The following is an 11,675-nucleotide window of genomic DNA, read 5'->3' on the forward strand; positions in this document are numbered from 1 at the left end:
CGCACTCCCTGTCCGTACCGCCCGAACCCCGGCAACCGCCGGTTCCGCTGGCCCCGCACGCAGAACCGCATGCATCTCATCAGATTTCGACGATCAGATAAGTCTGACAATCGGATAACTGGCCTAGGCGACCCGGTCCCACCGCCGGGCCCGATGACCCGCCGGCGAGAACCGTCGGCTCATCCGCCGAAACCGGGTCAGCGAACCCGGCCACAGCGCGGTGACCCGGCCGTTGCGCTCGTCCATGTACCAACTCGTGCACCCGCCGGTGGTCCACACCGTGCGGCCCATGCGCTCGTCCAACCACGCGTTGTAGGCGTCCTGCGCCTCGGGCAGCACCTCGACGTCGGCGATGCCCTGATCGTGCATCTGCCGGATGGCGTCCACCGCGTAGCGCACCTGTGCCTCGATCACCACGGTCATCGACGAGTGCCCCAGCCCGGTGCCCGGACCGATCACCAGGAACAGATTCGGGAAGCCGGCCACCATCGCCCCCCGGTGGGCCGCCATCCCGTCGCGCCACACCTCGCTCAGCGTGCGTCCGTCACGCCCGGTCACCATGCCTGCGATCGGCGGCCTGGTGGCCTCGAATCCGGTGCCGAAGACGATCGTGTCCGCCTTGTGCTCGATCCCGTCTGCGGTGAGCAATCCGCCCGGGCGCACCGCGCTGATCGCGGACGTCACCACCTCGACGTTGGGCCTGGTCAGCGCCGGATAGTAGTCGTTCGACAGCAGCACCCGCTTGCAGCCGAACCGATAGTCCGGGGTCAGCCGGGCACGCAGCTGCGGATCCGCGACCTGCTTGCGCAGGTGCGCCAGGCACTGCTTCGTGGCCAGTGCGGTGACGAGGTCGCTCGGCCCCAGGAATGCGCCGAGAGTGGCCTCGCGCTGCCAGTACAGGCCCTGGCGCACCACCTGCTGCGCCACCGGCAGTCGCCGGTAGAGCCGCCGCTGCCAGCCGGGCAGCGGTCGGTCGCGGCGCGGCATGATCCACGGCGGGGTGCGCTGGTACACGTCCAGCCGGCTCGCCCGCGGCTGGATCCGGGGAACGAACTGGACCGAGGAGGCACCGGTGCCCACCACCGCGACATGCCTGCCGGTCAGGTCGTGCTCGTGGTCCCAGCGGGCGGAGTGGAACACGTGCCCGCCGAAGTCCTCCAGACCGGGCAGCGCGGGCAGCGCCGGCTCGGTGAGCGGGCCGGCCCCGGCGATCACCACGTCGGCCGTGTAGGTGCCTGCGCCGGTGGCCAGTCGCCAGCGCGCACGCTCGTGCTCCCACCGGGCGGCGGTCACCTCGTGGCCCAGCCGCAGGTGCGGCGACAGGCCGAACTCGCGCGCACAGCGGCGCAGATAAGCCTGGATCTCCGCGCCCGGCGAGAACGCGTGCGTCCAGGCCGGGTTCGGTGCGTAGGAGAAGCAGTACAGGTTGGACGGCACGTCGCAGGCCGCGCCCGGATACGTGTTGTCCCGCCAGGTGCCGCCGACGTCGTGGGCGCGCTCGAGGATGACGAAGTCCTCGATGCCGGCGTGGTGTCGAAGCCGATGGCCGGCGGCCAGGCCGGAGAAGCCCGCTCCGATCACGGCCACTCGAACGTGCGTCGTGTCCACTGCGGCCTCCGTACCGGATAGGGGCGCTGCATCTGGAGGCTACTGACAAGTAGCCTCGGCGCGGAAGACCGGAGCGCGGTCCTTCGCCCATCGTTGCCGCTGCCTCGTGGCGCCGCCCGCCGGCCGCCGTCGCGCGGTCGATCGGGCACGCGTACGGCCCCACGTGGTAGGGAAGGGGAGATCGATCGGGCCCGCGGGATCGCGGGTGCCCGTGGCACTGTGGTGAGGAGTACGACGATGGCCGGGATTCGTTACCAGGTGGTCCAGGACGGTGCCGGGCGACCCACGGACGGGCCCTGCGAGCACCTGGACACGCTGCCCGAGACGGTGGTTCCGGGCTCGACGAAGGGCTGCGAGGACTGTCTGCGCGACGGTACGCAGTGGGTGCACCTGCGGGAGTGCCTCACGTGCGGTCACATCGGCTGTTGCGACAGCTCGCCGAACCGGCACGCGACCGCGCACTGGCACGCCGCGGGCCATCCGCTGGTGTGCTCGTTCGAGCCCGGCGAGGACTGGGCGTGGTGCTATGCGGACGAATTGGTCGCGGTGCCGGTGGACTGACGCCCCGGTGCGAGCGCGGCGGCGGACCGATGCCGAGGCGTGTGTCGGTGCGGCTGCCTAGACTCTGGGGCGTGGTCGACACAGCCGAAACCGGTGGGAGTACCCGATGAGTGATCTCGTGGCAACGGACGGCGCCGATGTCGTGGAGGTGCACTTCGAGCCGTTTCGGGTGGAGCTCACCGGCTACTGCTACCGGATGCTGGGCTCGGTCTTCGAGGCGGAGGACGCGGTCCAGGACACCATGGTGCGGGCCTGGAAGAGCTTCGAGCGATTCGAGGGCCGCTCCTCGGTCCGCTCCTGGCTGTACCGGATCGCCACCAACGTGTGTCTGGACAGTCTCAACGGGCGCGAGCGCCGGGCCCGACCGATGGACCTCTCCTCGCCCGTGTCCGCCTCCTCGGCGCTGACTCCCGCGCTGCCCGAGGCCACCTGGATCGAGCCGATCCCGGACGGCCGGGTCGTGCCGAGCGTGGCCGACCCGGCCGAGTTGGCGGTCGCGCGCGAGAGTGTGCGGCTCGCCTTCGTCGCCGCGCTTCAGCACCTGCCGCCCCGGCAGCGCGCCGTGCTGATCCTGCGCGAGGTGCTGGCCTGGAAGGCGAGCGAGGTGGCCGAGCTGCTCGGCAGCACGGTGGCGTCGGTGAACAGCGCGCTCCAGCGGGCCCGGGCCGCGCTCGCGGAGAACGAGGTCGCCGCGACCGACCCGGTGCGCCCGCTGGACGAGGAGCAGCAGTCGCTGCTCGCCCGCTACGTGGACGCGTTCGAGCGCTACGACCTCGACTCGCTCACCGCCCTGCTGCGCGAGGACGCGACCCTGTCGATGCCGCCGTACGAGCTGTGGCTGCGCGGGCACGAGGACATTCGGGCGTGGTTCCTGGGCACCGGCATCGGCTGCCGGGGCTCGCGGCTGGTCCCGATCGTGGCGAACGGCACGCCGGGCTTCGGGCAGTACCGCCCCAGCGGTCCCGGCGGCAGCTTCGAGCCGTGGGCGCTCCAGGTGATCGAGATGTCACAGGGGCAGATCATCGGCCTCAACGCGTTCCTCGACGTCCCGCATCTGTTCCCGCTGTTCGGCCTCCCGGCGACACTCGACGCCTAGTGGACCCGAGCGCAGCGGACCCGGGCCGGTCGGGACGATTTCGTCCAGGCCGGTCAGGGTCAGCAGGTCGCGCAACTCGCCGCTCGCGCCGTGCAGTCGGATCCGCCGGTCGAGGCCGCGGGCGGTGAGTTGCAGTCGGGCCAGCGCCTCGATCGCGGCCAGGTCCGGGTGGGTGAGCGCGCGCACGTCGCACGGGAACGGGTCGGCCGCATCGCCGTGCAGCAGTTCGAGCAGGCGGGCGCACAGGCCCGGGACGTCCGCACGCACGAGGGGCGCGTACACGATCAGTGCGCCGGTGGGCGGGGTGGGTTCTTCGGGCGGATCGACCATCGACGACCTCCTGTGACGACGCTGTACCCGGTTATGACCGTTGTGGCGGGCAAAACTCATCACCCGGGTTCGCCCGGAGGTCGCCGAGGATTTCCCGGCGGGGGTGCAAAGCGTGGCAAGTCCCTTGTGGAACGGGTTGTTTGGCGTGTCGTAGGCTGACGCCGTACCGACTTCGAGGGGATGACACGTTGTCCGAGCAGGACTGGGCACCCACCGGGATCGACGTCAGTCGTCCCCACCCCGCCCGTGTGTACGACTACCACATCGGCGGCAAGACCAACTATCCGGTCGACCGCGAGTTGGCGGAACGGTTCATCGCGGTCGCCCCGCAGACCTCGGTCACCGCGCTGGACAACCGGGCCTTCCTCGGACGCGCGGTGCGATACGCGGCGGAGCAGGGCATCGACCAGTTCCTCGACATCGGGACCGGGATCCCGGCGCCCGGCAACACGCACGAAGTCGCCCAGGAGATCATTCCGTCGGCCCGGGTGGCCTACGTGGACAACGACCCGATCGTGCTCGCGCACGCCCGTGCGTTGATGCCCGCCACCGATCGCGGCCGGACCAGCTTCACCATGGGTGACGTGCGCGAGCCGGAGAAGATCCTGGCCGCGCCCGAGGTGCGCGAGGTGATCGACTTCGAGCGTCCGGTGGCGTTGTTGCTGGTGGCGATCCTGCACTACGTCTCGGCCGCCGAGGACCCGGCGGGTGTGGTGAACCGGTTGCTGGCCGCGGTGCCTTCGGGCAGCCTGCTGATCGCCTCGCACACCACGTCGGACTTCCTGCCGCCGATCGCCGCGGAGCAGGTCCTGGAGATCAACGCCGACGCCGAGTTCATGCTGCCGCGTCCGCACGCCGAGATCGCGTCCTTCCTGACCGGCGTGGAATTGGTCGAACCCGGGCTGGTCCAGGCGCCGTTGTGGCGTCCGGAGGAGGGCGCGGACCTGTCGCCCGAGCGACTGGCGCAGTCGTGGATCTACACCGCGGTCGGCCGCAAGGTCTGAACCCGAGCACGGTGCGGGACCGGCGTGCGTCCACCGGATCGGTGGGCGCACGCCGGTCCCGACGCGCTTTACGGCAGGGCGCCTTCGACCGCCGCGACCAGCGCGCGCATCAGCGGCGTCTCGTCGATCCAGGCGACCGCGTCGCCGCGCCGGCGGGGTTCGGCGTCGGCGCGGATCGCGGACGCGTTGCGCTGGAGCCAGGCGGCCGCGTTCGCGCAGTGGTAGGGATGCATGTCGGCGATCTCCAGCACCTCGCCGCCCGCGGTGGTCCAGGTCAGTTCCTCGCGCAGCAGCCGCGCCCAGGCGCCCTTGCGGTGCGCGCCGCGGGCGATCAGCGCCTGTCGGCCGGCCCTGGTGATGCCCATGTTCCGTCCACGCAGCGGAACTTCGGCGCCGAGTCGGATCAGTCGCCCGCGCTGGAGGGTGGCCAGGGTGCGCACCGAGATGCCGGGCGCGCCGGGCCGCACGCCGTCGGGGTGGGTGCGCACGGTCTTGGTGTCGATCCGGGTCAGGGCCCGGCGCACGGTCGCGGGTTTCACGGGGGTCAGCCGGATCATGGTGTTGACAGTGGACATCGAGGGATCCTCCTCTGCGTCGAGCCGCGGCGGGTCGGCCGCGGTGGCGCTCAACCCATGCGTCAAGCATCCCATCCGGCACTGACATCGGGACCCGTGCGACCTGCGCATTCGTCCGATCAAGTCCGTTGACCGGTACGGGAGTTGACGGTGGGTCACCAGGTTCGTGGGAGGTGGCCGACACGTCCTGGCCCGGCGGTTCAGGCGGTGCGCCACACCGGTTCGTCGGAGCCCCAGGGGGTGGGCGGACGGGCCCATGCGGCGGGCAGGCCGGGCAGTTCGAACGGCGGCAGTGCGTGGGTGAGCGAGCCCACCGCCGTCTCGGTCGTGGCCAGGTACGGGGCCGGGTCGTACGGTTGCGCGATCTCGGGCTCGCCGGGCGCGTGGGCGCCGATCAACCAGTGGGCGGTACGGGCCAGCGCGAGGTCGATCCTGCTGCCGCGGCGGTCGGCCAGGCGCAGCGTCAGGGCGCGCAGGACGGCCGCCGCGAGCAGGTATCCGGTGGCCCGGTCCAGTGCCTGGGTCGGCAGCGCCCCCGGCTCCGGTCGCTCGCCCGCCTCGATCCGGGCGATGCCGCAGGCGCCCTGGACCAGGCTGTCGAAGCCGCGCCGGTTCACCCACGGCCCGGGGCCCCACGCGTTGAATGCGGCGGTGATCAACCCCGGGTGCCGGGCGGCGAGCGTGTCCTGGTCCAGGCCGAGCGCGGCCATCGCGTCGGTGCGGTAGCCGGTGATCAACACATGGGCCCCGGCGAGCAGTTCGTCGAAACGGGCCCGATCGGTGCGGTCGCGCAGGTCGAGCAGGGTGGAGCGTTTGCCGAACGCGTTGTCCCAGTACTCGCCGGGGTTCTCCCGCAGGTGCGGCGGGTCCACCCGGAGTACGTCGGCGCCCAGATGGGCGAGGGTTCGGGTGCCGGTGGGGCCGGCGAGTACCCGGGTCAGGTCCAGGATCCGGACGCCGGCGGCGGGCGCGGGGTCGGCTGTGGGGGACCACGGTTCGCCGGCGGCGGTGCGGGTCAGCTCCAGGAGCGGCGCGGCGGCGATCGAGGCGCCCTGCGGGTGTGCGGTCCATGCGGCCGGTTCGCGCACGGCGAAGCCCAACGCGCCGTGGGCCGCGAGTAGTTCCTCGATTTCGGTGCCGGTGAGCCGGGTCAGTGCGTCGACCGCGGCGTCCACCGAGTCCACGCCGAGTGCGGCGAACGCCGCGGCGCGGTGGTGCGGGTAGTTGCCGTGCAGGCGCACCCAGCCGTCGGCGCTGCGGTGGAAGCGGGAGAGCGTATGCATGGACACCAACGGCTCGCCGGCCAGGCGCAGATGCCGGTCGCTGCCGATGGCGACGGCTGCGGCGCGGCTGTCCAGGACCGGCGGTGCGGGGAAGGACGTGCCGCGGGCCGCGCCGAGTTCGCGCGCGGCGAGTACGACGGCGCCGATCGAGGCCTGGGCGAGCGCGGTCACCGGCAGCGCGGAGGAGAACGTGTGGTCGGGGCCGGTGAGGGTGATGTGCGCGCGGTCGGCGGGGTCGCCGCCGAGGGCGCGCCAGGCCTGGTCGAGGAGTTGCGCGGGGGTGGTACGCATCGAAGCCTCACAGTTCCGGGAACTCCGCAGCCTGGTGGACTGCCTGTTCGAGGAGTCCCGGAGGCAAACTAGCGGGTCGTCGGTGTCCGAGTGTGCCCGTGTCCGCACTGTGGGCGTCCGGGCAAACGATTGGTCACTCGTTTGTGTAGGGGTTGTGCGGTTTGCCCCGTCGGGCCGGGTCGTGTTCGAGACTGGGGTCATGAGGCGCATCTGGGGCGAGGACGGCGGGTCGGGGCTCGGGTCCCACGACGCGCTCCTGAAGGACTCCCGGCTGAGCGTGCCCGCGCGGGGCCTCGCGGTGTATCTGCTGTTGTTGCCGGACGGAGCCCGTCCGGATCCGCAGGTGTTGGGCGGCCGTCCGGGGGAGAGCGCCGCGTCGATCGCGGCCTACCTGGACGAGTTGGCGGCGGCGGGCTACCTGACCCGGGTTCCGGGCCGGGACGCGCACGGGAACGCGATCGAGGAGGTCCGGCTCGCGGCGAATCCGGGGGAGCACGCGGCCGCGGCCGGGCGGGCGTTCCGTTGGGCGAGACCCGGGCCTGCGGTGGGCGACTGAGCGTCGTTCGCGGGTTACATGTCCTGCCAGGTCGGGGTCCGGCGCTCGCGGAAGGCCGCGGCAGCCTCGGTCATGTTGCCGGTGAAGGTGCCGAGCACCTGGGTGCGGTTCTCCAGTTCGAGTTGTTGGCGCAGCGAGGTCGCGCCGATGCCGGACCACAGGCCCTTCTTGGTCATCCATACGCCGTACTCGCTGTTGGCGGCGATGCCCCGGGCCAGGTCCAGCGCGGCGCCCAGGTGTTCGCCGGCCGGCACGCGTGCGTTGAGCAGGCCGTAGGCGTCGGCTTCGGCGGCGTCGAAGTGTCGCCCGGTGAGCATCAGTTCGGCTGCGCGGGTGGGGCCGACCAGGCGCGGCAGCAGGTAGCTGGTGCCCACGTCGGCGGAGGAGAGGCCGACCTTGATGAACACGGAGCCGAAGCGGGTGCTCTCGTCCGCGACCCGCAGGTCGCAGGCCAGGGCCAGGGCAAGGCCGCCGCCGACGGCGGCGCCGTGTACGGCGGCGATCACCGGCTTCTCGCATTCGTGCACGGCCAGGATCAGTTCGGACAGGTGCTCCTGCGAGCGGTAGACGTGCCCGACCGGGCCGCGGCCCTCGGCGTCGGGGGCATGGTCCGGGTCGCCGGAGAGGTCGGCGCCGGAGCAGAACCCGCGGCCCGCGCCGGTCAGCACGATCGCGCGCAGCCCGCGTTCGCGGTTCAGGCCGGCGAAGGCCGCCTTCAGGTCGCTCACCATGGTCGCGGAGAGGGCGTTGAGCCGGTCCGGTCGATCCAGTCGGACGATCGCGACGCGGGGTTCGGGACGCTCGATGCGCACGTATTTCATGTGACTCAGTCAAGCATATTCACGAAGTGAAGGAAATGCCCGCGAGCCGCCGCGTCCGATGAAGTTACCTGCCGGTAGCATCGCGCCCATGACTGAATCGACGACCGACTTCGATGCCGTCGCCGAGGGCCTGCGCGCCTCGGTGCCCTTCGTGCGCACGCTCGGCCTGGAGTTCGTGGAACTCGCCGCCGACCGCGCCGTGCTGCGCCTGCCGGACGAGCCCGCGCACCACAACCACATCGGCGGCCCGCACGCCGGTGCCATGTTCACCCTCGCCGAGTCCGCCTCCGGGGCGATCGTGATCGCGGCGTTCGGCGATCAGCTCGCCCGCGCGACGCCGCTCGCGGTGGACGCCGCGATCCGATACCTCAAGGTCGCGCACGGCCCCGTGCTGGCCGAGGCCCGCCTGGGCCGCCCCGCCGCCGACGTGGTGGCCGAACTCGACGCGGGCAAGCGCCCGGAGTTCGTGGTTGCGATCACCATTCGGGACGAAGCGGGCACAATCACCGCGGAGATGACCGTCACCTGGACGCTGCGCCCCCATCGCGGCTGAGAAGCGCACACTGGCGCGGTTACCGGTGGACGTTTCCGGTCACGGCGCCAGGGCAGGCAAGCGCCCGTGCCGGTCGGGAACGTCCCGATCATGTGTTTGTTCGGGTTGGTGATGGTTTCCTATTCTGCTCGGATGACCGGGCCGATCGTGGTGGGCAAGGTGTCCCGCCGACTCAGGATCCACGAGGCGTGGCGACGGTGGCGCCGCGTGCTGCGGGCCCTGACGACCGCTCTCGTGGTGTTGTCCATCACCGTGGTCACCGGACTCGGGGTCGCGCGGGCCACCGTGCTCTCCGGCGACTGGTACGACGGTGTGCTCGAACGCGAGCACGCCTACGACCGGCTCTACGACGAGGTGCTGGTCGACCCGCGCCTGGCCGGGGTCACCAACGACCTGCTGGGCCGGCTGCCGATACCGCCCAACCAGGTCACCGCCAACCTGCGCCTGGTGCTGCCGCCGTCCACGCTGCGCGGGATGGTGCGCGAGCAGGTCGGGCACACCGTCGGCTACCTGCGCGGCGACGAGCGCGAACTGCGACTGACCGTCGACCTCAAGCCGGTGATCAACAACCTGGGCAAGGTCGCCGACGTGTTCGTCGGCGACCTCACCGGCGACGTGCCGCGGGTGACCGAGGACAACGCGCCGGCGCTGGTGGACGGGGTCTCCAAGGCGCTGGACGCGCTCGCGCAGGGCCGTCCGCCCGAGGCGCTGCCGGCGCTGAACCTGGACCCGGCCGCGGCTCCCGAGGTGGCCGACCTGATCCTGGCCCGGCTGCCGGTGGAGGCGCGGGAGCCGATCCGCGGCCAGGTGGTCGCCTCGTTGCGCGCCGACGACCTCGGCGGGGTGCTGGTGGCGATCGTCCCGGTGATCTTCGGCGAGAAGGTGCGTCAGGCGCAGCTGGGCCTGACCGGGCTCTCGGGCGGCGGCACCTGGGACCTGACCCTGGATCTGCGGGCGAGTCAGGCCGACCGGGACACCAGACTGAAGCTGGGTCAGCTCGAACAACTGCGCGCGATGACGGTGTTCGGCCTGGGCCGGCTGCTCACCGTGGCGAGCGTGACCGCGCTGCTGGGCCTGGTGGTGTTGTGGCGGACCGGGTCGGCGCGCGGCGCGGCCCGGCTGCGGCTGCCCGCGCTGGCCCTGGCGGGCGGCGGGCTGCTCGCCGGGGTGGGCTGCCTGGTCGCGTGGGGTCTGCTGCCGCACGTGGTCTCGGAGCACCGGGAGGGCTGGGCGCCCTCGGTGGTCCGGCTGACCGGCGACCTCCAGGAGGCCGCGGCGCGCGACATCGTCGGGGTCTGGCTGGCCGCGGCGGCGGTGCCGCTGGTGTTCGGCGGGGTCACCTTCGGCGCGGTCGCGCTGTGGGACAAGCACAAGCACCGGCGGGCCGCGCCGGTGCGGCACACCACCCGGCGAGTGCTCACCTCCGGCGCCGCGGTGGTCGCGGCCGGCGCGATTGCACTGACCATCTTCGTCCCGGTGCCCACCTCCGGATCCGGCTCCGACGCCAAGCGCTGCAACGGGATGACCGAGCTGTGCAACCGGCGCTACGACCAGGTCGCCTACCTGGCCACGCACAACTCGATGTCCTCCACCGCGGCCCGTTTCCTCAGCCCGCTCCAGGACGCGGACATCGTCACCCAGTTGGACGCCGGCGTGCGCGGCCTGCTGGTGGACTCGTACACGTGGGAGGCACCGGAGGAGGTGGCCGGTCGGCTCGCCGAGTCGGACCTGGATCCCGAGTCGCGCAAGATCGTCGCCGGGGTGGTCAACGACGTCGCGCCGGCCCGACCCGGGCTGTGGTTGTGCCACTCGGTGTGCCGGGGCGGTGCGCTGCCGATGGTGGAGACGCTGCGCGCGGTGGGCCAGTGGATGGACCGCAACCCGCACGAGGTGGTCACCATGATCGTGCAGGACGCGATCACCGCGCAGCAGACCGAATGGGCGTTTCGCGAGGCGGGCCTGGAGCGACTGCTGTTCACGCCGGCGGCCGATCCGAACGAGCCGTGGCCCACGCTCGGCTCGATGGTCGAGAAGAACCGTCGTCTGGTGGTCTTCGCCGAACGCGCCGACGGACCGCTCCCGTGGTACCGCAACTTCTACAGGTACGGGATGGAGACGCCGTACGCCTTCGCGAGCCCGGCCGAGATGAACTGTTCGCCCAATCGCGGCGACGTGGACAAGCGGCTGTTCCTGATGAACAACTTCGTCACCTCCACCGGCGGCAGCCGACTCGACGCCGGACAGGTCAACTCGCGGCCGTTCCTGCTGGATCGGGCCCGTCGGTGCGAACGCGAACGCGGCGCACAGGTGAACTTCGTCGCGGTCGACTTCGCCACCATCGGCGACGCCAAGGGTGCCGTGGACGTGTTGAACATCACCCGGAAAACTCGCTGATGAGCCGTCAATTTATCGATAGTGAAGGATCAGTAGGACAGGCCGTGTCCGATTTCGAAGAGCGGCTCCGCGTCCGCCGGCAGGTCGCTGGCGAGCCGCCCGGCGGGCGCGTAGCGGCCGAACACCACATCGAGCACACCCTCGTCGTCCGCACCCCGGGTGCCCAGCAACGCGGCGCAGTAGCCGACCAGATCGGCCACCGCGGCCGGTCGGTACAGGTCGATCACCGCGACCGTGGGCACCGACGCGGCGATGTCCACGATCCGATCCAACTCGGCGCCGTGGTGGTCCTCGGGCAGGCGCAGCAGGGCCACGTCGGCGTCCGCGAGGTCGGTCACCACGGTCGCGTAGCGGGCCGCGACGCCGGCGTCGACGTGCTCGGTGTACACGCGCAACGCGTCGCGCAGGGGTAGGGCCGGTCCGCCGCTCGTGCTGATCCGTGAGCTGATGCGGTTCGTGAGCAGCACGACGGCGTGCGGGTCCCGGTCCGTCATGGGTGAGCCCTCCTCCCGGCCGCGGCAGGCGCCGCCCTGACCCCGGACCCTACGCGTCGGGGACGACGTCTCGGGCACCAGGTTGCCGGTGCCTACCCCGAACCGGCCT

12 protein-coding genes are annotated in these 11,675 nt (G+C 71.8%); 6 read left to right on the top strand and 6 right to left on the bottom strand.

From position 1 onward, the window contains the following. Window positions 1-123 precede the first annotated feature (123 nt). Window positions 124-1,608 carry a flavin-containing monooxygenase gene (locus ACIBM5_RS01905; protein WP_396004897.1) on the bottom strand — a complete coding sequence of 495 codons (1,485 nt, stop codon included), beginning with the start codon at window positions 1,606-1,608 and terminating at the stop codon, window positions 124-126. A 237-nt stretch (window positions 1,609-1,845) separates the two neighbouring features. Between ACIBM5_RS01905 and ACIBM5_RS01910 the strand changes: the two genes are divergently transcribed. After that, window positions 1,846-2,169: a UBP-type zinc finger domain-containing protein gene (locus ACIBM5_RS01910; RefSeq protein ID WP_396004899.1), complete on the top strand. Its 324-nt coding sequence runs from the start codon at window positions 1,846-1,848 to the stop codon at window positions 2,167-2,169. 106 nt (window positions 2,170-2,275) lie between these two features. Further along, a complete protein-coding gene (locus ACIBM5_RS01915) occupies window positions 2,276-3,265 on the top strand; it encodes a sigma-70 family RNA polymerase sigma factor (RefSeq protein WP_391582108.1) in 990 nt (329 codons plus the stop codon). On the opposite strand, the gene ACIBM5_RS01920 is transcribed toward ACIBM5_RS01915, so the two are convergent. Continuing rightward, entirely contained in the window at window positions 3,176-3,595 is a 420-nt protein-coding gene (locus ACIBM5_RS01920) for an STAS domain-containing protein (protein WP_396004900.1), read from the bottom strand. The genes ACIBM5_RS01915 and ACIBM5_RS01920 overlap by 90 nt on opposite strands. 188 nt (window positions 3,596-3,783) lie before the next feature. Here ACIBM5_RS01920 and ACIBM5_RS01925 point away from each other — a divergent pair, with 188 nt between their 5' ends. Continuing rightward, window positions 3,784-4,599 carry an SAM-dependent methyltransferase gene (locus tag ACIBM5_RS01925; RefSeq protein WP_391582110.1) on the top strand — a complete coding sequence of 272 codons (816 nt, stop codon included), beginning with the start codon at window positions 3,784-3,786 and terminating at the stop codon, window positions 4,597-4,599. Between the two features lie 68 nt (window positions 4,600-4,667). On the opposite strand, the gene ACIBM5_RS01930 is transcribed toward ACIBM5_RS01925, so the two are convergent. Together ACIBM5_RS01930 and ACIBM5_RS01935 are read right to left on the bottom strand one after the other, a co-directional pair. Beyond that, window positions 4,668-5,174 carry a hypothetical protein gene (locus ACIBM5_RS01930; protein WP_396004901.1) on the bottom strand — a complete coding sequence of 169 codons (507 nt, stop codon included), beginning with the start codon at window positions 5,172-5,174 and terminating at the stop codon, window positions 4,668-4,670. A 200-nt stretch (window positions 5,175-5,374) separates the two neighbouring features. Next, window positions 5,375-6,748 carry a CoA transferase gene (locus ACIBM5_RS01935; RefSeq protein ID WP_396004902.1) on the bottom strand — a complete coding sequence of 458 codons (1,374 nt, stop codon included), beginning with the start codon at window positions 6,746-6,748 and terminating at the stop codon, window positions 5,375-5,377. 199 nt (window positions 6,749-6,947) lie between these two features. Between ACIBM5_RS01935 and ACIBM5_RS01940 the strand changes: the two genes are divergently transcribed. Then, on the top strand, window positions 6,948-7,304 hold the full coding sequence (locus ACIBM5_RS01940; protein WP_396004903.1) for a hypothetical protein: 357 nt from the start codon (window positions 6,948-6,950) through the stop codon (window positions 7,302-7,304). Between the two features lie 14 nt (window positions 7,305-7,318). Here the strand turns inward: ACIBM5_RS01940 and ACIBM5_RS01945 are convergent, their stop codons facing one another. Next, window positions 7,319-8,125, bottom strand: a complete 807-nt coding sequence (locus tag ACIBM5_RS01945; protein ID WP_396004904.1) for an enoyl-CoA hydratase/isomerase family protein — start codon at window positions 8,123-8,125, stop codon at window positions 7,319-7,321. Between the two features lie 88 nt (window positions 8,126-8,213). Between ACIBM5_RS01945 and ACIBM5_RS01950 the strand changes: the two genes are divergently transcribed. Together ACIBM5_RS01950 and ACIBM5_RS01955 are read left to right on the top strand one after the other, a co-directional pair. After that, window positions 8,214-8,678: a DUF4442 domain-containing protein gene (locus tag ACIBM5_RS01950; protein ID WP_396004906.1), complete on the top strand. Its 465-nt coding sequence runs from the start codon at window positions 8,214-8,216 to the stop codon at window positions 8,676-8,678. 132 nt (window positions 8,679-8,810) lie between these two features. Continuing rightward, window positions 8,811-11,072, top strand: coding sequence for a PI-PLC domain-containing protein (locus ACIBM5_RS01955; RefSeq protein ID WP_396004907.1), 2,262 nt, complete (start codon window positions 8,811-8,813; stop codon window positions 11,070-11,072). 29 nt (window positions 11,073-11,101) lie between these two features. Here ACIBM5_RS01955 and ACIBM5_RS01960 read toward each other — a convergent pair whose 3' ends face one another. After that, window positions 11,102-11,566: a hypothetical protein gene (locus tag ACIBM5_RS01960; protein ID WP_396004908.1), complete on the bottom strand. Its 465-nt coding sequence runs from the start codon at window positions 11,564-11,566 to the stop codon at window positions 11,102-11,104. Between the last annotated feature and the right edge of the window lie 109 nt (window positions 11,567-11,675).

Origin of the sequence: Embleya sp. NPDC050493 (assembly GCF_044458105.1) — a bacterium.
GTDB lineage: Bacteria > Actinomycetota > Actinomycetes > Streptomycetales > Streptomycetaceae > Embleya.